Origin of the sequence: Kitasatospora sp. MAP5-34, assembly GCF_029894335.1 — a bacterium.
Classification (GTDB): Bacteria; Actinomycetota; Actinomycetes; order Streptomycetales; family Streptomycetaceae; genus Kitasatospora.
In genome coordinates, this window is record NZ_JARXZC010000021.1 from 1 (window position 1) to 20,289 (window position 20,289).

A 20,289-nucleotide genomic window follows, 5' to 3' on the forward strand; every position below is an offset into this window, starting at 1 on the left:
GCAGACCAGCGGACACTCCACACCCTCCGGCCGGTCCACCTGACAAATCCAGCAAAACGCTCAGTCCGGAATCAGCCCGGTGGATTCGGGCTCAGTAGGTGCCGGTGATGGCGGCGCCGTTGGGGGTGCCGATGACGCCTTGCAGGTTGACCGGAGTGGCGGCGGACCAGGTGCGGTCGGCGTGGCGAATGATGTGGAGCGCCCGGTTGTCGGCAGTGGTCACGGCGAGCTGGATCCGAAGGCTGCGAGGCTCGTCCCCGACGAGGAGGCCAAGAAGTTCGGCTGGTCGTTCGACGGCGCCACGACGTACGAGCTCTTCACCGGCTTCGCAACCGCCCACCAGAACACCTTCGCCGTGCTGGTCGACCCCCGTGGCCCCATGGAGACGGTCTACCTGGACTCCAGCTATCTGGGCGGATCCTCCTGAGCCGGGCCGCCGTCCTCGGTCGGCCCCGGGTTTGACGGCCCCCCGCCCGTGGGTAGCCTCAAGCGCCCCCGATTGGCGCAGCACCCCTCCCGTGTGGCAAGATGTTCAAGTTGCTCGGTTGAGTGCCGATGCTGCGCGCCTCCCGCCGGGAGGACTGGAAGCGAGTCCCAAGTACTCGTCGTTCCCGTGATGGCCGTTCATATGTTCACGTGCTCTGTGTGGACGTAGTGGTGTGTAAGCGACACCGCGGCAGCTGCGGGGCGGACGTACGGGAATCTTCCGGGAAGCGTGGGCGGGGCCTCGATCCGGCGCCTGGTGGGTGCAAGGCCTACCGATCCGCAAAACCTCAGAAGGCCTCCTCGTGAGAGGAACGGCCCTTTTGGTTTTTTGCAAGCGAGAGGGCGACACGCCCGACCGCGTGGGTCGGAGGTAACCACCCAGAGACGCCACCGGACCCAATCCACAGGCGGATGAAGCCGGCCGTAGAGGCGACACGGACAAAAGGACTACTAGTAGCCATGGCGGGACAGAAGATCCGCATCCGGCTCAAGGCCTACGACCACGAGGTGATTGACTCCTCGGCGAAGAAGATCGTCGAGACCGTCATTCGCACTGGTGCGCAGGTCGCGGGCCCGGTGCCGCTGCCCACTGAGAAGAACGTTTACTGCGTCATCCGCTCGCCGCACAAGTACAAGGACTCGCGCGAGCACTTCGAGATGCGCACTCACAAGCGTCTGATCGACATCCTCGACCCGACCCCGAAGACCGTTGACTCGCTGATGCGCCTCGACCTTCCGGCCGGCGTCGACATCGAGATCAAGCTCTGAGAGGCGCGACGAAGATGGCAAAGCAGATTAAGGGAATCCTGGGCGAGAAGCTCGGCATGACCCAGGTCTGGGACGAGAACAACCGGATCGTTCCGGTGACCGTCGTCAAGGCCGGGCCCAATGTCGTGACCCAGGTCCACACCGCTGACAGCACCGGCTACGACGCCGTGCAGATCGGCTTCGGCGAGATCGACCCCCGCAAGGTGACGAAGCCCCTCGCGGGTCACTTCGCCAAGGCCGGTGTCACCCCGCGCCGCCACCTGGTCGAGCTGCGTACCTCGGACGCGTCCGAGTACACGCTGGGCCAGGAGATCACCGCTGAGCTGTTCGAGGCGGGTGTCAAGGTCGACGTGACCGGCACCTCCAAGGGCAAGGGCTTCGCCGGTGTCATGAAGCGTCACAACTTCAAGGGCCTCGGCGCCGGTCACGGCGTGCAGCGCAAGCACCGTTCGCCCGGCTCGATCGGTGGCTGTGCCACCCCGGGTCGCGTGTTCAAGGGCATGAAGATGGCCGGCCGGATGGGCCACGAGCGCGTGACCACCCAGAACCTGACCGTCCATGCCGTTGACGCGGAGAAGGGGCTGCTCCTGATCAAGGGTGCAATCCCCGGTCCGAACGGCGGCCTCGTCCTCGTCCGCACTGCGGCGAAGGGGCTGTGAGGATATGAGCACCATTGACATCCTGTCGCCCTCGGGCGACAAGACCGGCAGCCTCGAGCTGCCGGCGGACATCTTCGACGCCAAGGTCAGCGTTCCGCTGATGCACCAGGTCGTCGTGGCGCAGCTCGCTGCGGCCCGTCAGGGCACCCACTCGACGAAGCGTCGTGGCGAGGTCCGAGGCGGTGGCCGCAAGCCGTACCGCCAGAAGGGCACCGGCCGCGCCCGTCAGGGCTCGACCCGCGCGCCGCAGTTCGTCGGCGGTGGCGTCGTCCACGGCCCGAAGCCGCGTGACTACTCGCAGCGGACCCCGAAGAAGATGATCGTCGCCGCTCTGCGTGGCGCGCTCACCGACCGGGCCCGTCACAACCGCATTCACGTCATCACCGACGTGATCGCGGCCGAGGCGCCGTCGACCAAGGCCGCGAAGGGCCTGTTCGGCAAGATCACCGAGCGCAAGAACATCCTCCTCGTCGTCGAGCGTGCCGACGAGCTGGGTCTGAAGAGCGCCCGCAACCTGCCGAACGTCCACATCCTGGACGCCGGTCAGCTGAACACCTACGACGTGCTCGTCTCCGACGACGTGGTCTTCACCCAGGCCGCCTTCGAGCGTTTCGTGGCGGGTCCCGCCGCGTCCGCCAAGGCTGTGGCTGCTGAGGGCGAGCTCGAAGGGAGCGCCGCCTGATGGCTGCAGAGATCACGAGCAAGACGTTCACGGACCCCCGTGACATCTTGGTGAAGCCGGTCATCTCGGAGAAGAGCTACTCGCTCCTCGACGAGAACAAGTACACGTTCGTCGTGTCGCCCGGTGCCAACAAGACCCAGATCAAGCAGGCCGTCGAGGCGGTCTTCTCGGTCAAGGTCGAGTCCGTCAACACGCTCAACCGTCAGGGCAAGCGCAAGCGCTCCAAGACGGGCTTTGGCAAGCGCAAGGACACCAAGCGCGCCATCGTGACGCTGGCTGAGGGCAACCGCATCGACATCTTCGGTGGTCCGACCTCCTGACGGAGTGTCGGATCGTCGATTAGGACGAGGACGAGAGAAGCCAATGGGCATCCGCAAGTACAAGCCGACTACGCCGGGCCGTCGTGGCTCCAGCGTGGCCGACTTCGTAGAAATCACGCGGTCCACGCCGGAGAAGTCGCTGGTTCGCCCCCTGCACAGCAAGGGCGGCCGTAACAACGCCGGTCGTATCACCGCTCGCCACCAGGGTGGCGGACACAAGCGCGCCTACCGCGTGATCGACTTCCGTCGTCACGACAAGGACGGCGTGCCGGCCAAGGTCGCTCACATCGAGTACGACCCGAACCGCACCGCGCGCATCGCGCTCCTGCACTACGCGGACGGCGAGAAGCGCTACATCATCGCGCCGCGCGGCATCGCGCAGGGTGACCGGGTTGAGAACGGCCCCGCGGCCGACATCAAGCCCGGCAACAACCTGCCGCTGCGCAACATCCCGGTCGGTACCACCATCCACGCTGTGGAGCTGCGTCCCGGTGGCGGTGCCAAGATGGCCCGTTCCGCCGGTGCCGGCATTCAGCTGCTGGCTCGTGAGGGCAAGATGGCGCACCTGCGCATGCCCTCCGGTGAGATCCGCCTGGTCGACGTGCGCTGCCGCGCCACCGTCGGCGAGGTCGGCAACGCCGAGCAGTCGAACATCAACTGGGGCAAGGCCGGCCGTATGCGCTGGAAGGGCGTTCGCCCGACCGTGCGTGGTGTCGCCATGAACCCGATCGACCACCCGCACGGTGGTGGTGAGGGTAAGACCTCCGGTGGTCGCCACCCGGTTTCGCCGTGGGGCAAGAAGGAGGGTCGCACTCGTAGGCCGAAGAAGGCCTCGAACGCTCTCATCGTGCGCCGCCGCAAGACCAACAAGAAGCGCTAGGAGCAGGTCAGATGCCGCGCAGTCTCAAGAAGGGCCCCTTCATCGACGGCCACCTTCTCAAGAAGGTGGACGCGCAGAACGAGGCGGGTACCCAGAACGTCATCAAGACCTGGTCCCGTCGTTCCGTGATCTTCCCGGCCATGCTCGGCCACACGATCGCGGTCCACGATGGCCGTAAGCACGTCCCGGTGTTCGTCACCGAGTCGATGGTCGGCCACAAGCTCGGCGAGTTCGCGCCGACGCGTACCTTCCGCGGTCACGTCAAGGACGACCGCAAGTCGAAGCGTCGCTAGTCGCCAGCGAGATTACCGACTCAATGACTTACACCAGCAAGGGGACAACCATGGAAGCCAGGGCCCAGGCGCGGTACATCCGCGTCACGCCCATGAAGGCCCGCCGCGTGGTGGACCTCATCCGTGGCCTGAACGCCACGGAGGCCCAGGCGGTCCTGCGTTTCGCTCCGCAGGCCGCGACCGTGCCGGTCGGCAAGGTGCTCGACAGCGCCATTGCCAACGCCGTGCACAACTACAACCACAACAACGTGGACGACCTCGTCATCAGCGAGGCGTACGTTGACGAGGGCCCGACCCTGAAGCGGTTCCGTCCGCGTGCACAGGGCCGTGCCTACCGGATCCGCAAGCGGACCAGCCACATCACCGTGGTCGTCAGCAGCAAGGAAGGGACCCGGTAATGGGCCAGAAGGTTAACCCGCACGGGTTCCGTCTCGGCATCAGCACGGACTTCAAGTCCCGCTGGTACGCCGACAAGCTGTACTCGGACTACGTCAAGGAAGACGTTGCCATTCGTCGCATGATGACGAAGGGCATGGAGCGTGCCGGCATCTCGAAGGTTGAGATCGAGCGCACCCGCGACCGCGTCCGGGTCGACATCCACACCGCCCGCCCCGGCATCGTCATCGGTCGCCGTGGCACCGAGGCCGACCGCATCCGCGGCGACCTGGAGAAGCTGACCGGCAAGCAGGTCCAGCTGAACATCCTCGAGGTCAAGAACCCCGAGCTGGACGCCCAGCTCGTGGCTCAGGGCGTCGCGGAGCAGCTGTCCTCCCGCGTCTCCTTCCGCCGTGCCATGCGTAAGAGCATGCAGGGCACCATGAAGTCCGGCGCCAAGGGCATCAAGGTCCAGTGCTCCGGTCGTCTCGGCGGCGCCGAGATGAGCCGTTCGGAGTTCTACCGCGAGGGTCGTGTGCCGCTGCACACGCTGCGCGCGAACGTCGACTACGGCTTCTTCGAGGCCAAGACGACCTTCGGTCGTATCGGCGTCAAGGTCTGGATCTACAAGGGCGACGTCAAGAACATCGCCGAGGTCCGCGCTGAGAACGCTGCTGCCCGCTCGGGCAACCGCCCGGCCCGCAACGACGCCCGCCCCGCACGCGGTGGCGAGCGTGGCGGCGCCCGTGGTGGCGAGCGTGGCGGCGCCCGTGGTGGCGCCCGTCGTCCCCAGAACACCGAGGCTCCGGCCGCGGCTGTGACGGAGACGCCGGCTGCCGAGAGCACCGGAACGGAGGCCTGACCGTCATGCTGATCCCCCGTCGGGTCAAGCACCGTAAGCAGCACCACCCGAAGCGCCGTGGCGCTGCGAAGGGTGGCACCGAGCTCGCGTTCGGCGAGTACGGCATCCAGGCCGTCACCCCGGCCTACGTGACGAACCGGCAGATCGAGTCCGCTCGTATCGCCGTCACCCGTCACATCAAGCGTGGCGGCAAGGTCTGGATCAACATTTACCCGGACCGTCCCCTCACCAAGAAGCCTGCCGAGACCCGCATGGGTTCCGGTAAGGGTTCGCCGGAGTGGTGGATCGCCAACGTTCACCCGGGACGGATCATGTTTGAACTGTCCTACCCCAATGAGAAGGTTGCTCGTGAGGCGCTCACCCGCGCTGCTCACAAGCTCCCGATGAAGTGCCGGATTGTCCGGCGCGAGGCAGGTGAGAGCTGATGTCGGCCGGCACCAAGGCTGCAGAGCTTCGTGAGCTCGACAACGATGGTCTCGTTGGCAAGCTTCGCGAGGCCAAGGAGGAGCTGTTCAACCTCCGCTTCCAGGCGGCGACCGGGCAGCTCGACAACCACGGACGGCTCAAGCTCGTCCGTAAGGACATCGCGCGTATTTACACCCTGATGCGCGAGCGCGAGCTGGGCATCGAGACGGTGGAGAACGCCTGATGACTGAGAACACCACTGAGACCGAGGCCCGCGGCTTCCGCAAGACCCGTGAGGGTCTGGTCGTCAGCGACAAGATGGACAAGACCGTCGTTGTCGCCGTCGAGGACCGCGTCAAGCACGCGCTGTACGGCAAGGTCATCCGCCGTACGAACAAGCTGAAGGCGCACGACGAGACCAACGCTTGCGGCATCGGCGACCGGGTGCTCCTCGCGGAGACCCGTCCGCTGTCCGCGACGAAGCGCTGGCGCGTCGTCGAGATCCTCGAGAAGGCCAAGTAACGAAGTTGTCCGGGTACGGCCGTATGTGCATCAGGTCCCTCGCGGGCGCTGGTGTGAGCAGCGGCCGGCCCGCCAGCTCTCGTTGACGATCAGGAGAAAGCAGTGATCCAGCAGGAGTCGCGACTGCGTGTCGCCGACAACACGGGCGCGAAGGAAATCCTTTGCATCCGCGTTCTCGGTGGCTCCGGTCGCCGCTACGCCGGCATCGGGGACGTCATCGTCGCCACCGTCAAGGACGCGATCCCCGGTGGCAGCGTGAAGAAGGGTGACGTCGTCAAGTGCGTCATCGTTCGTACCGTGAAGTCGCGCCGTCGTCCCGACGGTTCGTACATCCGGTTCGACGAGAACGCCGCCGTCGTGCTCAAGAACACCGATGGTGACCCCCGTGGCACCCGCATCTTCGGCCCGGTGGGCCGCGAGCTGCGCGACAAGAAGTTCATGAAGATCATCTCGCTTGCGCCGGAGGTGCTCTAACCATGGCGAACAGCATGAAGATCAAGAAGGGTGACCTGGTTCAGGTCATCACTGGCAAGGACCGCGGTAAGCAGGGCAAGGTCATTCAGGCCATGCCCACTACCAACAAGGTTCTCGTCGAGGGTGTGAACCGGGTCAAGAAGCACACCAAGCCCGGTCCGGGTACTCAGGGTGGCATTGTCACCGTCGAGGCCCCGGTGCACGTCTCCAACGTGCAGCTGGTCGTCGAGAAGGACGGCAAGAAGGTCGTCACTCGCGTTGGTTACCGCTTCGATGACGAGGGCAACAAGATCCGCGTTGCCAAGCGAACCGGTGAGGACATCTGATGTCTGAGACGACGATCGAGAACGTTGAGAAGGTGGCCCCCCGCCTCAAGGAGCGTTACAACTCCGAGATCAAGGGCCAGCTGCGCGAGGAGTTCTCGTACGAGAACGTCATGCTGATCCCCGGCCTGGTCAAGGTCGTGGTCAACATGGGTGTGGGCGAGGCCGCCCGCGACTCGAAGCTGATCGAGGGCGCGATTCGCGACCTCACCGCCATCACCGGCCAGAAGCCGGCGGTGACGAAGGCTCGCAAGTCCATCGCGCAGTTCAAGCTGCGTGAGGGCCAGCCGATCGGCACCCACGTCACCCTCCGTGGTGACCGCATGTGGGAGTTCCTGGACCGTCTGGTGTCGCTGGCTCTGCCGCGTATCCGTGACTTCCGTGGTCTCTCCCCCAAGCAGTTCGACGGCCGTGGCAACTACACCTTCGGTCTGACCGAGCAGGTTATGTTCCACGAGATCGACCAGGACAAGGTCGACCGTCAGCGCGGTATGGACATCACCGTCGTGACCACCGCCCAGACCGACGATGAGGGCCGGGCGCTCCTGCGCGCTCTGGGCTTCCCGTTCAAGGAGGCGTGACCACATGGCGAAGAAGTCCCTCATCGCGAAGGCTGAGCGCAAGCCGAAGTTCGCTGTCCGCGGCTACACCCGCTGCCAGCGCTGCGGCCGCCCGCACTCGGTGTACCGCAAGTTCGGCCTGTGCCGTGTGTGCCTCCGTGAGATGGCCCACCGCGGCGAGCTGCCGGGTGTCACCAAGTCCTCCTGGTAGTCCCGGAGTTCTAGGTAACGCCACAGTGTGAAGCACTGGTGCCCGACCCCCTGCTTTTGGGGCTCCGTACGGAATCCCGTAAGGTAGTGGGGTCGGGCCCCGTGTCGCGGCATCTCCGTAGGTGCCCGCGACCCTCTCTGAGGGCTCGCACCCAGTCTTACTAACGTCGCAGGTCCCCTGCGTCTGTGCCCCTTGCGCACTCGTCACGAGTGCGCCGGGGGGACCTGGCGCGGAGAAACCACGGCGAGAGAGGCCTGAGGCCACCATGACCATGACCGACCCCATCGCAGACATGCTCACGCGTCTGCGTAACGCGAACTCGGCGTACCACGACACCGTGGCGATGCCGGCTAGCAAGATCAAGGCGCACGTCGCCCAGATCCTGCAGCAGGAGGGGTACATCTCCTCCTGGAAGGTTGAGGAGCCGCAGGAGAACGAGGTCGGCAAGAAGCTGACCATCGAGCTCAAGTTCGGCCCCAACCGTGAGCGCTCCATCGCCGGCATCAAGCGCATCAGCAAGCCGGGTCTGCGCGTTTACGCAAAGTCCACCAACCTGCCGAAGGTCCTCGGCGGCCTGGGCGTGGCGATCATCTCCACGTCCTCGGGTCTCCTCACGGACAAGCAGGCCGCCAAGAAGGGCGTAGGCGGAGAAGTTCTCGCCTACGTCTGGTAATTCGGGAAACGGAGGTACAGCAATGTCGCGTATTGGACGGCTGCCCATCCCGGTTCCCGCCGGCGTGGACGTCACCATCGATGGCCAGGCAGTCTCGGTGAAGGGCCCCAAGGGTTCCCTTTCCCACACCGTTGCCGCGCCGATCGAGATCAGCAAGGACGAGACCGGCACTCTGGTCGTCTCTCGCCCCAACGACGAGCGGGTGTCGAAGAGCCTTCACGGCCTTTCGCGCACGCTGGTGGCGAACATGATCACCGGCGTGACCGCGGGCTACCGCAAGTCGCTGGAGATCAGCGGTGTTGGTTACCGAGTCGCTATGAAGGGCTCCGACATGGAGTTCCAGCTCGGCTACAGCCACCCGATCCTGATCACGGCCCCGGAGGGCATCTCCTTCGTGGTCGAGTCGCCCACCAAGTTCCACGTGGACGGGATCGACAAGCAGCTCGTCGGCGAGGTTTCGGCCAAGATCCGCAAGCTGCGCAAGCCCGACCCGTACAAGGCCAAGGGCGTCAAGTACGCGGGCGAGGTCATCCGCCGCAAGGTCGGAAAGAGCGGTAAGTAAGCCATGAGTCTTTCTGTCAAGATCGGCAAGGGCAACGGCTACAAGAACGCTGCCCGCAAGCGTCGCGCGATCCGTGTGCGTAAGCGCGTCACCGGCACCGAGGCTCGTCCTCGTATGGTCGTGACCCGTTCGAACCGCCACATCTTCGCCCAGGTCATCGACGACGCCAAGGGTCACACCCTCGCGTCGGCGTCCACTCTCGACGTGTCCGTCAAGGGCGTTGAGGGCGACAAGACCGAGCTGGCCAAGAAGGTCGGAGCCCTGGTCGCCGAGCGCGCCAAGGCCGCCGGCATCGAGACGGTCGTCTTCGACCGTTCGGGCAACCGTTACGCGGGGCGCATCGCCGCCCTGGCGGACGCTGCCCGTGAGGCTGGGCTCGACTTCTAAGCCGCTCGTCGGCTCAGTCGACGGACGTAATCGAGAGAGGTAATTCCAATGGCTGGACCCCAGCGCCGCGGTAGCGGCGCCGGCGGCGGCACCGGCGGTGGCGAGCGGCGTGACCGTAAGCGTGACGACCGGGGCAACGCTCCCGCCGTCGAGAAGACCGCTTACGTTGAGCGCGTCGTAGCGATCAACCGTGTCGCCAAGGTTGTCAAGGGTGGTCGTCGTTTCAGCTTCACCGCGCTGGTCGTGGTGGGCGACGGTGACGGCACCGTAGGTGTCGGCTACGGGAAGGCGAAGGAGGTTCCGGCCGCCATCGCCAAGGGTGTTGAGGAGGCCAAGAAGAGCTTCTTCAAGGTCCCCCGTATCCAGGGCACCATCCCGCACCCGATCCAGGGTGAGAAGGCGGCCGGCGTTGTGCTCCTGAAGCCGGCGTCCCCCGGTACCGGCGTTATCGCCGGTGGCCCGGTGCGTGCCGTTCTGGAGTGCGCCGGCGTTCACGACATCCTGTCGAAGTCGCTCGGCTCGTCCAACGCGATCAACATCGTGCACGCCACGGTGGCTGCTCTGAAGGGCCTCGTTCGCCCGGAAGAGGTTGCGGCCCGCCGTGGTCTGCCGCTGGAGGATGTGGCTCCCGCTGCTCTGCTGCGGGCGCGTGCGGCTGGGACCGGTGCCTGATGGCCCGTCTCAAGATCACGCAGACCAAGTCCTACATCGGTAGCAAGCAGAACCACCGTGACACCCTTCGTTCGCTTGGTCTCAAGCGGATGAACGATGTGGTCGTGAAGGAGGACCGTCCCGAGATTCGCGGGATGGCCCAGACCGTCCGCCACCTCGTCACGGTCGAGGAGGTTGACTGACATGAGCGACTCTCCGCTGAAGGTCCACAACCTGCGGCCCGCCCCGGGTGCCAAGACCGCCAAGACCCGTGTTGGTCGTGGTGAGGCATCCAAGGGTAAGACCGCTGGTCGTGGTACCAAGGGCACCAAGGCTCGCTACCAGGTTCCGGTGCGCTTCGAGGGTGGGCAGATGCCCCTCCACATGCGCCTGCCGAAGCTCAAGGGCTTCCGTAACCCGGCGCACAAGCAGTTCCAGGTCGTGAACCTGGAGAAGCTGGCCGAGCTCTACCCGGCCGGTGGCGAGGTCACCATCGCCGACCTGATCGCGAAGGGCGCCGTTCGCAAGAACGAGCTCGTCAAGGTCCTCGGCACGGGCGACATCGCCGTGGCGCTGCAGGTGACGGTTGATGCCGTCTCCGGTACCGCCGCCGAGAAGATCACCGCCGCCGGCGGTACCGTCACCGAGCTCCTCTGAGCCTGTTGACTTTCGGGCCCCGTATCTCCTTTGGGAGATACGGGGCCCGTTCTTTTTGTGTCGTTCTTTTGTGTGTCAAATCCGGGCATCCCGTACCTCATCAGTGGCAGAGAGGCGGCACATGCTTCTTCCGGGTGGCCACACACTGTTAGAGTCCGTGGAGTTCCCTTGTAGGCTGCGGCACAGGCTTGCCTTTGCTTGTCTCTGCGAGGGTCTGAAACGCCAGGGCCGGACCGGCCCGCTCCCCACATCAGGACCGACCCTTCCGCCGACGACGTGCGGGAGGCGCAGGAGGCACCGTGCTCAGTGCGTTCGCGCGGGCGTTCAAGACGCCCGACCTGCGCAAGAAGCTGCTGTTCACGCTGGGCATTGTGGCTCTGTACCGGGTGGGTGCGCACGTCCCCGTTCCGGGCGTCAACTTCCATGCCGTGAACCAGTGCATCAGTGCCACGAAGAGCAGCGGCCTGTTCGGGCTCGTCAACCTCTTCAGTGGTGGCGCGCTGCTGCAGCTCACGATCTTCGCGCTCGGCATCATGCCGTACATCACGGCCAGCATCATCCTCCAGCTCCTCACCGTGGTGATCCCACGCCTCGAGGCGCTGAAGCAGGAGGGCCAGGCCGGTACGGCCAAGATCACCCAGTACACCCGTTACCTGACCATCGCGCTCGCCCTGCTCCAGGGCACCGGCATCGTCGCGACGGCCTCCAGTGGCGCGCTCTTCTCGGGCTGCCAGTACGCCAACCAGGTCGTGTCGGACCAGTCGGTCTTCCGGATCGCCACCATGGTGATCACGATGACCGCCGGTACCACGATGATCATGTGGCTCGGTGAGCTGGTGACCGACCGCGGCATCGGCAACGGCATGTCGATCCTGATCTTCACCTCCATCGCCTCCGGCTTCCCGGGTTCGATGTGGGCGATCAAGCTCTCCGGCAAGATCGGCGGCGGCTGGGTCGAGTTCTTCAGCGTCATCGCGGTCGGCGTGGTCGTGGTGATCCTGGTCATCTTCGTGGAACAGGCCCAGCGCCGGATCCCGGTCCAGTACGCGAAGCGCATGATCGGCCGGCGGGCGTTCGGCGGTACCTCGACCTACATCCCGCTGAAGGTCAACCAGGCCGGTGTCATCCCGGTCATCTTCGCCTCGTCGCTGCTGTACATCCCTTCCCTGGTGGTGCAGCTGACCAACAGCCAGGCGGGCTGGGCGACGTGGGTGCGGACCAACTTCATCAAGGGTGACCACCCGATCTACATGGTCACCTACTTCGTGCTGATCGTCTTCTTCGCCTTCTTCTACGTCGCCATCTCCTTCAACCCCGAAGAAGTTGCCGACAATATGAAGAAGTATGGTGGCTTCATCCCGGGCATCCGGGCCGGCCGTCCGACCGCCGAGTACCTGAACTACGTGCTTACCCGCATCACGTGGCCGGGTTCGCTGTACCTGGGGCTGATCGCCCTGGTCCCGCTCATCGCCCTCGTGGCGTTCGGCGCGCAGACAAACTTCCCGTTCGGCGGTACCAGCATCCTCATCATCGTCGGTGTCGGACTCGAAACTGTGAAGCAGATCGAGAGCCAGCTCCAGCAGCGTAATTACGAAGGGTTCCTCCGCTGATGCGTATCGTCCTCGTCGGACCTCCCGGGGCCGGGAAGGGTACTCAGGCGCACGTGCTCGCCAAGACCCTGTCCATCCCCCACATCTCCACCGGCGACCTCTTCCGTGCCAACATCGGCCAGGGCACCCCGTTGGGGCTCGAGGCCAAGGGCTACATGGACGCGGGTCGGCTGGTACCGGATGAGGTCACCATCGGGATGGCCAAGGACCGGATGGCGCAGCCCGATGCCGCCAACGGCTTCCTGCTGGACGGCTTCCCGCGCAACCTCGCACAGGCCAAGGCTCTCGACGAGATCCTGGCCGAGTGGGGCATCGCGCTCGATGGGGTGCTGGACCTGGAGGTCCCCGAGGACGAGGTCGTCAAGCGCATCGCCGGCCGCCGGCTGTGCCGCAACGACGGCAGCCACGTGTTCCACGTGGACTACAACGCACCGGCCGTCGAGGGCGTCTGCGACGAGTGCGGCGGCGAGCTGTACCAGCGCGCCGACGACACCGAGGCGACGGTCCGCAACCGGCTGGAGGTCTACCACACGGAGACCGAGCCGATCATCGCCTACTACCAGCAGCAGGGCGTGGTCGCGACCATCCCGGCTCTCGGCAAGGTCGACGAGGTCACCCAGCGGGCGATCGAGGCGCTGAAGCGCTGAGTACCCAGCTTTAACGTACGTACTACGGCCGCGGGGCCCCGAGCGGGGCGCCGCGGCCGTACGGCGTCGTACGGTGGTATCGAGTGGCAGGGCGCCCCGGCAAGGACCGGGCGCGCGACGACAGTGTGGAAAGCGTGGAGCAGATGGTGGAGATCAAGACCCCCGAGCAGGTCGCGAAGATGCGGGTGGCCGGGCTGGTCGTCGCCGAGGCGCTCAAGGCCTGCCGTGCGGCGGTGGCGCCGGGTGTGAGCACCCAGGACCTCAACGACATCGCGGCGAAGGTGATCGCCGACCACGGCGCCACCTCCAACTTCCGCGCCGACCACGGCGGCCTCTGGTTCCCCGGCGTGATCTGCGCCTCGGTGAACAACGAGGTCGTGCACGGCATCCCGGGTGACCGGGTGCTGGTCGAGGGTGACGTGATCTCCATCGACTGCGGCGCGATCGTGGACGGCTGGCACGGCGACGCCGCGATCACCGTCGAGGTCGGCGAGGTCGCCCCCGAGGTCGCGATGCTCAGCAAGGTGACCGAGGGCTCGATGTGGGCCGGCATCGCCCAGATGAAGAAGAACAACCGCCTGGCCGACGTCTCCAAGGCGATCGAGGGCTTCATCCGCCGCCAGCCGCTGCCCCCCAAGGGCAAGTGGGGCATCACCGAGGGCTATGGCGGCCACGGCATCGGCACCGCGATGCACATGGAGCCGCACGTGCTGAACTACGTCGAGCGCGGCCGGGGCAAGGGCCCGAAGCTCGTCCCCGGCACGGTGCTCTGCATCGAGCCGATGGTCTCGCTCGGCACCCCGCACACCAAGGTGCTGGAGGACGACTGGACGGTCGTCACCACCGACGGCACCTGGGCCGCGCACTGGGAGCACTCGATCGCCATCACCGAGCAGGGCCCGCTGGTGCTGACCGCCTTCGACGGCGGCAAGGCCGCGCTGGCCGCGCTGGGCGTCACGGCCGCGCCGGACCCGCTCGGCTAGTACCTGCAGACCTGCGAAGGCCCGGGAGCTTCGGCTCCCGGGCCTTTTGTCCGTTTTTGCTACCGGCGACGCATTCGCTAAACTCGCGGGCTTCACCCGTACGACCTAAGGGGCGAGCAGTGCTCAAGGGCTTCCGTGACTTCATGATGCGCGGCAACGTCGTCGACATGGGTGTCGGCATCGTGATCGGCTCGGCCTTCACGGCGGTGGTCGCCGGGTTCGTCAAGGCCTTCCTCACCCCGCTGGTCGGCGTGGTGGTCGGCGCGACCGGCGACTTCAGCACCTACACCTTCAAGGTGCTCGGTGTGAAATTCCCGTACGGCGAGTTCCTGAACGTGCTGATCGCCTTCGTGCTGACCGCCGCGGTGCTGTACTTCTGCGTGGTGCTGCCCGTCACCAAGGCGACGGCCAAGTACCTGCCGCAGAAGCCGAAGGTGGCCAAGCGCCCCTGCCCGGAGTGCCTGACCGAGATCCCCGAGGCCGCGAGCCGCTGCTCGGCCTGCACCGCCGTGGTGGCGCCCGTCCAGTACGTGATGCAGCGCTGAATCGGACGTGCCCGCAGTGCTGAGTTGGGCATACCGGGGACGGTAACGTACGATGGACCGTCGGCTCACTCGTAGCGTGCTAGCGCACGCCCTCTTCCCTCCGGGGCAGGGGTGAACCCAGGTTCGCACGAGCGTGCCGCATACGGTAGCCGTTCCCGGAAGGTGGATCTCGCAGTTCATGGCAAAGAAGCAAGGCGCCATTGAGATCGAGGGCACCGTGATCGAGTCTCTTCCGAACGCCATGTTCAGAGTTGAGCTGCAGAACGGTCACAAGGTCCTCGCGCACATCAGCGGCAAGATGCGGATGCACTACATCCGGATCCTCCCGGACGACCGGGTCGTGGTGGAGCTCAGCCCCTACGACCTGACACGTGGCCGGATCGTCTACCGCTACAAGTAGGAACATTGTCTTGCTCCGCAAGGGGCAAGAGATCAGATCTAGACCCGGAGAACCTGAATCATGAAGGTCAAGCCGAGCGTCAAGAAGATCTGCGACAAGTGCAAGGTGATCCGCCGTCACGGCCGGGTCATGGTGATCTGCGACAACCTGCGCCACAAGCAGCGCCAGGGCTGATCCCCAAGCATTTCTCGTACGTCTTTGCGTGGACTTCAGTTCGCGCGACGCGCACCACGTCATACGCGGGCTGCCCGATCCGTCCTCGCGGACGGACTGCCACCCCCGGTCAGAGGCCGGGGCTCCCACACCGAGAGGTGTCGGAGTAGGTAGCTCGTAAGACCTCTGAAGAATCACAGGAGCCATGAATGGCACGCCTTTCCGGCGTTGATCTCCCGCGCGAGAAGCGGATCGAGATCGCCCTCACGTACGTCTACGGCATCGGCCGTACCCGCGCCCAGCACACGCTGGCCGAGACCGGCGTCAACCCGGACATTCGCGTTCGCGACCTGTCCGAGGAAGACCTCGTCAAGCTGCGCGAGTACATCGACGGCAACTACAAGGTCGAGGGTGACCTCCGCCGTGAGGTGGCCGCCGACATCCGCCGCAAGGTCGAGATCGGTTGCTACGAGGGTCTGCGTCACCGTCGTGGCCTGCCCGTCCGTGGTCAGCGCACGCACACCAACGCGCGTACCCGTAAGGGCCCGCGTCGCGCGATCGCCGGCAAGAAGAAGCCCGGCAAGAAGTAGTCCGCCCCTCAACCGGACATCCCTCCGGCCCGCGGGTAGCGGACCGACCACCTCAGTAGGAGAAACAGACTTATGCCCCCTAAGGGTCGTCAGGCTGCAGGCGCGAAGAAGATCCGCCGCAAGGAGAAGAAGAACGTCGCCCACGGGCACGCTCACATCAAGAGCACGTTCAACAACACCATCGTTTCGATCACCGACCCTGCGGGCAACGTGATCTCTTGGGCCTCGGCCGGCCACGTCGGCTTCAAGGGCTCGCGCAAGTCCACCCCGTTCGCCGCGCAGATGGCCGCCGAGGCCGCTGCCCGTCGCGCGCAGGAGCACGGCATGCGCAAGGTCGACGTCTTCGTGAAGGGTCCGGGCTCCGGCCGCGAGACCGCGATCCGTTCGCTGCAGGCCACCGGCCTGGAGGTCGGCTCGATCCAGGACGTCACCCCCACCCCGCACAACGGCTGCCGTCCGCCGAAGCGCCGCCGCGTCTGACGCAGCGCCTTCGGGCTCGGTGTTTGCTTTAAACCACGTACGGGGTCCCGTTTCAGGCGGGACCCCGTACGCTGGTTCTGTTCGGCATCAAATAGTGGGTGCCGAAGACAACTGGAGGATCTGAAAACATGCTGATCGCTCAGCGCCCCTCGCTGACCGAAGAGGTCGTCGACGAGTTCCGCTCGCGGTTCGTTATCGAGCCGCTCGAGCCGGGCTTCGGCTACACCCTCGGCAACTCCCTGCGCCGCACGCTCCTCTCCTCGATCCCCGGCGCTGCTGTCACCAGCATCCGGATCGACGGTGTCCTGCACGAGTTCACCACCGTGCCGGGCGTCAAGGAGGACGTCACCGACCTCATCCTCAACATCAAGCAGCTGGTCGTCTCCTCGGAGCACGACGAGCCCGTCGTGATGTACCTGCGCAAGCAGGGCCCGGGTGTCGTCACCGCCGCCGACATCGCGCCCCCGGCCGGTGTCGAGGTGCACAACCCCGAGCTCGTCCTCGCCACGCTCAACGGCAAGGGCAAGCTGGAGATGGAGCTGACCGTCGAGCGCGGTCGCGGCTACGTCTCCGCCGTGCAGAACAAGGCTTCCGGCCAGGAGATCGGCCGCATCCCGGTCGACTCGATCTACAGCCCCGTGCTGAAGGTCACCTACAAGGTCGAGGCCACCCGTGTCGAGCAGCGGACCGACTTCGACAAGCTGATCGTCGACGTCGAGACCAAGCCCGCCATGCGCCCGCGTGACGCCATGGCGTCGGCCGGTAAGACCCTGGTCGAGCTGTTCGGTCTCGCCCGCGAGCTGAACATCGACGCCGAGGGCATCGACATGGGCCCGTCCCCGACGGACGCCGCCCTGGCCGCTGATCTCGCCCTGCCGATCGAGGAGCTCGAGCTCACCGTTCGGTCGTACAACTGCCTCAAGCGCGAGGGCATCCACACCGTGGGTGAGCTCGTCGCCCGCTCCGAGGCCGACCTGCTCGACATTCGCAACTTCGGTGCGAAGTCGATCGACGAGGTCAAGGCGAAGCTGGCCGGCATGGGCCTGGCCCTCAAGGACAGCCCGCCCGGATTCGACCCGACCGCCGCCGCCGACGCCTTCGGCGCCGACGACCTGGACGACGCGGGTTACGCGGAGACCGAGCAGTACTGAGTTTGGACGGGGGCGGCCCTCGGGCCGCCCCCCGTTCGATGCACACCGGGCTCTCGGGCCCACGCTAAGCCGTACGGGCAACAGTGCTCGTACGCCCGTTCCGGTACCTGATACGGCCGGATTCGGAGATTCAAGGAGCTACCATGCCCCGTCCCGCGAAGGGTGCCCGCCTCGGCGGCGGCCCGCACCACGAGCCGCTGCTGCTCGCCGGCCTCTGCCGGGAGCTGTTCCAGTACGGCCGCATCACCACGACCGAGGCCAAGGCCCGTCGGATGCGCCCGCTGGCGGAGAAGCTCATCACCAAGGCCAAGGCCGGCACGATCCACGACCGTCGCATCGTCCGCAAGACGATCACCGACATCTCCGTGCTGCACACCCTCTTCACCGAGATCGCGCCGCGTTACACGGAGCGCCCGGGTGGGTACACCCGTATCACCAAGATCGGTCCCCGTCGTGGCGACAACGCCCCGATGGCCGTGATCGAGCTGGTCGAGGCGCTCACCGTCGCGCAGACCGCCGTCGGCGAGGCCGAGGGCGCCACCAAGCGTGCCGCCAAGGACGCCGAGGTTGCCGCCGTCGAGACCACCGAGGTCGAGACCGCCTGAACACCCTGAGGTGTTTGTCCGGGCCCGTTCTCCCAGCCATGGGGGAGCGGGCCCGTTCTTTCTACTGGGCTAGTGGGAGAAGCTAGTGCTCAAGGATTGTGAGCGGCCGGAGCGCCAGGACGGGCCGGCCGAGGGGGCTGTCCGGGTCAGGTTGGACCTGGCGTACCACGGGGGCGAGTTCTCGGGGTGGGCGCGGCAGCCAGGGCGGCGGACTGTGCAGGGCGAGCTGGAGAGTGCGCTGCAGGTGGTGACCCGCAGCGAGGAGCCGTACGTCCTGACGGTGGCGGGGCGGACGGACGCCGGGGTTCATGCGCGGGGGCAGGTGGCGCATGTGGACCTGCCGGTGGAGGTGTGGGCCGAGCATCGGGAGAAGCTGCTGCGGCGGCTCGCCGGGCGGCTGCCGGGGGATGTCCGGGTGTACCGGCTGTCCGAGGCGCCGGCGGGCTTCGACGCGCGTTTCGCGGCGGTCTGGCGCCGGTACGCGTACCGGGTGGCCGACAACCAGGGCGGGGTGGACCCGCTGCTGCGCGGGCACGTGCTCTGGCACGACCGGCCGCTGGACGTCGGGAGGATGAACGAGGCGGCGGCGCTGCTGCTGGGCGAGCACGACTTCGCCGCGTACTGCAAGAAGCGCGAGGGCGCGACCACCATCCGGACGCTGCTCGACCTGCACTGGGAGCGTGTCCCGGCGGACCCGTTCATCGCCGGGACGGCGGGCGAGCTGGCGGTGGCCACCGTCCGGGCCGACGCGTTCTGCCACAACATGGTGCGGGCGCTGGTCGGTTCGATGCTGCTGGTCGGCGGCGGGCACCGGCCGGTGGAGTTCCCCGGCCAGGTACTGGCGGGCCGGGTGCGGGACTCCGCCGTCAACGTGGTGCGGCCGCACGGGCTGACGCTGGAGGAGGTCGGCTACCCGGCCGACGACCAGCTCGCCGCGCGGAACCGGGCGGCGCGTCAGCTGCGTACCCTGCCCGGGAACTGACGGGGAGCCGACGGGGCGTCCCGCCCGGGGCCGGGGTGCTCCGCAACGAACCGATCTCGCCGGTCCCGGAAATCGGGGGGATCCGCCAGCGGCGCTGGGGGGATGTCCTAACATCCGGTTTATGACTGACGGTATGGAACACGCTAACGGGGCCGCGGCCGGCCCCGGGCCGGACGCCCAGCCCACGCCGCCGGCCGGCCCGGGTGGGCCGGCCGCACCGGTGACACCGGCCGCACCGATCGCACCGGGCGGGTACGGCTACCCGCCGCCGCAGAGCCCGTTTCCGCAGCAGCAGCCGCTCCAGCAGCAGCCGCTCCAGCAGTTCCCGATGCAGCAGCAGCCGCCGTTTGCGAACCAGGGCTTCGGACCGGCGGCGCAGCCCTTCGGCGCGCCCTCGTCCGGGCCCGACTGGGAGGCGCTGGCCGAGGACCACCAGGCCCGTGCGCGCCGCCGCAAGTGGATGTGGACCGGCGGCATCGTGCTGACGGCCTGTCTGCTCGGCGGGATCGTCGGCACGGCGGTGCTGTGGAGCACGCACGGCAAGGCGACGCCGAGCGCGAGCGCCTCCGGGACGGCCCGGCCCGGCCCGGTCTCCACCGTTCCGGTCAACACGCCGACGGTCCCGGGCCAGCCGAACCAGGTGGCCGATCACACCGGTCGTGCCGACCTCACGGTCAGCCCCGACGCCTCGGTGGACCCCGTCCAGAGCGGTGGCTTCGCGCTGAGGCTCCGGGGGAACAGCAACTCCTACGCGCAGTCGTCGGCGCAGGTGGTGGACGTCACCAAGAGCTTCACCCTCTCGGCCTGGGTCTACAACGAGGCGAAGGACGGCTACCGGACGGTCATCAGCCAGGGGGACGGCGTCTCGTACGCCTTCGACCTGGGCCGGGACGACTACGGCGGCAAGACGGTCTGGATCTTCCGGGTGCAGACCGCCGCCGGCGGCGCGGACGCCACCAGCTTCCACGCGATCTCCCCGAGCGTGGACACCGTCGGCAAGTGGGTGCTGCTGACCAGCAGCTACGACGCGACCCAGGGGATCATCACGCTCTACGTCGACGGCAAGTCGGTGGCGCTCACCAAGGTGCCGGGCATCTGGGCCGCTCCCGGTGCGCTCGAGTTGGGCCGCAACCGTACGCACTCCGGCTGGGGCGGCCCCTGGGCCGGTGTGATCGGGCACGTCCAGATCTGGAAGCAGGCCCTGACGGACACCCAGATCGGCACGCTCAAGGACAAGGGCACCATCCCCGACGCCGTGCCGATCGCCTCCTGGCTCGTCGGCTGAGCCCGGGCGGGCCCGGCGGCCGGGGCGTGGGACGGCAGTCGCCTGCGAACCAGCGGGGCAGGGTGGGACGTGGACCCGTCACACGTCTGGAGTAGTATCCCGCGAGAC

General features: G+C 66.7%; 34 protein-coding genes. All 34 read left to right on the plus strand.

Annotated elements, in window-relative coordinates; translation table 11 throughout:
• Positions 1–181 precede the first annotated feature (181 nt).
• The 34 genes from P3T29_RS18315 to P3T29_RS18480 all read left to right on the plus strand — a co-directional run bounded on the left by P3T29_RS18315 (position 182) and on the right by P3T29_RS18480 (position 20,181).
• Positions 182–427, plus strand: coding sequence for a hypothetical protein (locus P3T29_RS18315; RefSeq protein ID WP_280717581.1), 246 nt, complete (start codon positions 182–184; stop codon positions 425–427).
• Between the two features lie 518 nt (positions 428–945).
• Positions 946–1,254 (plus strand): 30S ribosomal protein S10, encoded by a 309-nt coding sequence (rpsJ, locus tag P3T29_RS18320; protein WP_012785157.1) that lies wholly within the window; start codon positions 946–948, stop codon positions 1,252–1,254.
• Between the two features lie 14 nt (positions 1,255–1,268).
• On the plus strand, positions 1,269–1,913 hold the full coding sequence (rplC, locus tag P3T29_RS18325; RefSeq protein ID WP_280717582.1) for a 50S ribosomal protein L3: 645 nt from the start codon (positions 1,269–1,271) through the stop codon (positions 1,911–1,913).
• A 4-nt stretch (positions 1,914–1,917) separates the two neighbouring features.
• On the plus strand, positions 1,918–2,595 hold the full coding sequence (gene rplD / locus P3T29_RS18330; RefSeq protein WP_280717583.1) for a 50S ribosomal protein L4: 678 nt from the start codon (positions 1,918–1,920) through the stop codon (positions 2,593–2,595).
• Complete coding sequence (gene rplW, locus P3T29_RS18335) at positions 2,592–2,915, plus strand: 50S ribosomal protein L23 (protein ID WP_280717677.1); 324 nt, start codon at positions 2,592–2,594, stop codon at positions 2,913–2,915. Before rplD ends, rplW begins: the two co-directional genes overlap by 4 nt.
• Positions 2,916–2,958: 43 nt before the next feature.
• The gene (rplB, locus tag P3T29_RS18340; protein WP_280717584.1) at positions 2,959–3,795 is read left to right on the plus strand and encodes a 50S ribosomal protein L2; all 837 of its coding nucleotides are present in this window, start codon (positions 2,959–2,961) and stop codon (positions 3,793–3,795) included.
• Between the two features lie 11 nt (positions 3,796–3,806).
• Complete coding sequence (gene rpsS, locus P3T29_RS18345; protein ID WP_030055821.1) at positions 3,807–4,088, plus strand: 30S ribosomal protein S19; 282 nt, start codon at positions 3,807–3,809, stop codon at positions 4,086–4,088.
• Positions 4,089–4,138: 50 nt separating this feature from the next.
• Entirely contained in the window at positions 4,139–4,486 is a 348-nt protein-coding gene (rplV, locus tag P3T29_RS18350) for a 50S ribosomal protein L22 (protein ID WP_033824229.1), read from the plus strand.
• Positions 4,486–5,325, plus strand: coding sequence for a 30S ribosomal protein S3 (gene rpsC, locus P3T29_RS18355; protein WP_280717585.1), 840 nt, complete (start codon positions 4,486–4,488; stop codon positions 5,323–5,325). The genes rplV and rpsC overlap by 1 nt, the downstream gene beginning before the upstream one ends.
• Positions 5,326–5,330: 5 nt before the next feature.
• On the plus strand, positions 5,331–5,750 hold the full coding sequence (rplP, locus tag P3T29_RS18360) for a 50S ribosomal protein L16 (RefSeq protein ID WP_057231329.1): 420 nt from the start codon (positions 5,331–5,333) through the stop codon (positions 5,748–5,750).
• Positions 5,750–5,974, plus strand: coding sequence for a 50S ribosomal protein L29 (gene rpmC / locus P3T29_RS18365; protein WP_280666724.1), 225 nt, complete (start codon positions 5,750–5,752; stop codon positions 5,972–5,974). Before rplP ends, rpmC begins: the two co-directional genes overlap by 1 nt.
• Complete coding sequence (gene rpsQ, locus P3T29_RS18370; protein WP_280717586.1) at positions 5,974–6,252, plus strand: 30S ribosomal protein S17; 279 nt, start codon at positions 5,974–5,976, stop codon at positions 6,250–6,252. The genes rpmC and rpsQ overlap by 1 nt, the downstream gene beginning before the upstream one ends.
• A gap of 102 nt (positions 6,253–6,354) precedes the next feature.
• Positions 6,355–6,726 carry a 50S ribosomal protein L14 gene (gene rplN, locus P3T29_RS18375; RefSeq protein ID WP_035800854.1) on the plus strand — a complete coding sequence of 124 codons (372 nt, stop codon included), beginning with the start codon at positions 6,355–6,357 and terminating at the stop codon, positions 6,724–6,726.
• Between the two features lie 14 nt (positions 6,727–6,740).
• On the plus strand, positions 6,741–7,052 hold the full coding sequence (gene rplX, locus P3T29_RS18380) for a 50S ribosomal protein L24 (RefSeq protein WP_280717678.1): 312 nt from the start codon (positions 6,741–6,743) through the stop codon (positions 7,050–7,052).
• Positions 7,052–7,630: a 50S ribosomal protein L5 gene (gene rplE, locus P3T29_RS18385; protein ID WP_280717587.1), complete on the plus strand. Its 579-nt coding sequence runs from the start codon at positions 7,052–7,054 to the stop codon at positions 7,628–7,630. The genes rplX and rplE overlap by 1 nt, the downstream gene beginning before the upstream one ends.
• Before the next feature lie 4 nt (positions 7,631–7,634).
• Complete coding sequence (locus P3T29_RS18390; protein ID WP_057231320.1) at positions 7,635–7,820, plus strand: type Z 30S ribosomal protein S14; 186 nt, start codon at positions 7,635–7,637, stop codon at positions 7,818–7,820.
• 265 nt (positions 7,821–8,085) lie between these two features.
• Positions 8,086–8,493, plus strand: coding sequence for a 30S ribosomal protein S8 (rpsH, locus tag P3T29_RS18395; RefSeq protein WP_280717588.1), 408 nt, complete (start codon positions 8,086–8,088; stop codon positions 8,491–8,493).
• Between the two features lie 22 nt (positions 8,494–8,515).
• Positions 8,516–9,055, plus strand: coding sequence for a 50S ribosomal protein L6 (rplF, locus tag P3T29_RS18400; RefSeq protein WP_280717589.1), 540 nt, complete (start codon positions 8,516–8,518; stop codon positions 9,053–9,055).
• A gap of 3 nt (positions 9,056–9,058) precedes the next feature.
• Positions 9,059–9,442 carry a 50S ribosomal protein L18 gene (gene rplR, locus P3T29_RS18405; protein WP_280717590.1) on the plus strand — a complete coding sequence of 128 codons (384 nt, stop codon included), beginning with the start codon at positions 9,059–9,061 and terminating at the stop codon, positions 9,440–9,442.
• Between the two features lie 48 nt (positions 9,443–9,490).
• Entirely contained in the window at positions 9,491–10,114 is a 624-nt protein-coding gene (gene rpsE, locus P3T29_RS18410; protein ID WP_280717591.1) for a 30S ribosomal protein S5, read from the plus strand.
• On the plus strand, positions 10,114–10,296 hold the full coding sequence (gene rpmD, locus P3T29_RS18415) for a 50S ribosomal protein L30 (protein WP_073924296.1): 183 nt from the start codon (positions 10,114–10,116) through the stop codon (positions 10,294–10,296). The genes rpsE and rpmD overlap by 1 nt, the downstream gene beginning before the upstream one ends.
• Before the next feature lies 1 nt (position 10,297).
• The gene (gene rplO / locus P3T29_RS18420; RefSeq protein WP_280717592.1) at positions 10,298–10,750 is read left to right on the plus strand and encodes a 50S ribosomal protein L15; all 453 of its coding nucleotides are present in this window, start codon (positions 10,298–10,300) and stop codon (positions 10,748–10,750) included.
• Between the two features lie 299 nt (positions 10,751–11,049).
• On the plus strand, positions 11,050–12,360 hold the full coding sequence (gene secY, locus P3T29_RS18425) for a preprotein translocase subunit SecY (protein WP_280717593.1): 1,311 nt from the start codon (positions 11,050–11,052) through the stop codon (positions 12,358–12,360).
• Positions 12,360–13,007 (plus strand): adenylate kinase, encoded by a 648-nt coding sequence (locus P3T29_RS18430; protein ID WP_280717594.1) that lies wholly within the window; start codon positions 12,360–12,362, stop codon positions 13,005–13,007. The genes secY and P3T29_RS18430 overlap by 1 nt, the downstream gene beginning before the upstream one ends.
• A gap of 143 nt (positions 13,008–13,150) precedes the next feature.
• Positions 13,151–13,990, plus strand: a complete 840-nt coding sequence (gene map, locus P3T29_RS18435; protein ID WP_280717679.1) for a type I methionyl aminopeptidase — start codon at positions 13,151–13,153, stop codon at positions 13,988–13,990.
• A 119-nt stretch (positions 13,991–14,109) separates the two neighbouring features.
• Entirely contained in the window at positions 14,110–14,535 is a 426-nt protein-coding gene (gene mscL, locus P3T29_RS18440) for a large conductance mechanosensitive channel protein MscL (RefSeq protein ID WP_280717595.1), read from the plus strand.
• A 178-nt stretch (positions 14,536–14,713) separates the two neighbouring features.
• Positions 14,714–14,935 (plus strand): translation initiation factor IF-1, encoded by a 222-nt coding sequence (gene infA, locus P3T29_RS18445; protein ID WP_014047798.1) that lies wholly within the window; start codon positions 14,714–14,716, stop codon positions 14,933–14,935.
• Positions 14,936–14,995: 60 nt separating this feature from the next.
• On the plus strand, positions 14,996–15,109 hold the full coding sequence (gene rpmJ / locus P3T29_RS18450) for a 50S ribosomal protein L36 (protein WP_003956441.1): 114 nt from the start codon (positions 14,996–14,998) through the stop codon (positions 15,107–15,109).
• A 188-nt stretch (positions 15,110–15,297) separates the two neighbouring features.
• Positions 15,298–15,678, plus strand: a complete 381-nt coding sequence (rpsM, locus tag P3T29_RS18455) for a 30S ribosomal protein S13 (protein WP_280717596.1) — start codon at positions 15,298–15,300, stop codon at positions 15,676–15,678.
• A 72-nt stretch (positions 15,679–15,750) separates the two neighbouring features.
• Positions 15,751–16,158 (plus strand): 30S ribosomal protein S11, encoded by a 408-nt coding sequence (gene rpsK / locus P3T29_RS18460; RefSeq protein ID WP_030232513.1) that lies wholly within the window; start codon positions 15,751–15,753, stop codon positions 16,156–16,158.
• Between the two features lie 128 nt (positions 16,159–16,286).
• Entirely contained in the window at positions 16,287–17,309 is a 1,023-nt protein-coding gene (locus P3T29_RS18465; RefSeq protein WP_030055844.1) for a DNA-directed RNA polymerase subunit alpha, read from the plus strand.
• A gap of 143 nt (positions 17,310–17,452) precedes the next feature.
• Positions 17,453–17,914: a 50S ribosomal protein L17 gene (gene rplQ, locus P3T29_RS18470; protein ID WP_280717597.1), complete on the plus strand. Its 462-nt coding sequence runs from the start codon at positions 17,453–17,455 to the stop codon at positions 17,912–17,914.
• Between the two features lie 85 nt (positions 17,915–17,999).
• On the plus strand, positions 18,000–18,896 hold the full coding sequence (truA, locus tag P3T29_RS18475) for a tRNA pseudouridine(38-40) synthase TruA (RefSeq protein WP_280717598.1): 897 nt from the start codon (positions 18,000–18,002) through the stop codon (positions 18,894–18,896).
• 133 nt (positions 18,897–19,029) lie between these two features.
• Positions 19,030–20,181 (plus strand): LamG domain-containing protein, encoded by a 1,152-nt coding sequence (locus P3T29_RS18480; RefSeq protein WP_280717599.1) that lies wholly within the window; start codon positions 19,030–19,032, stop codon positions 20,179–20,181.
• The last annotated feature ends 108 nt before the right edge of the window (positions 20,182–20,289 follow it).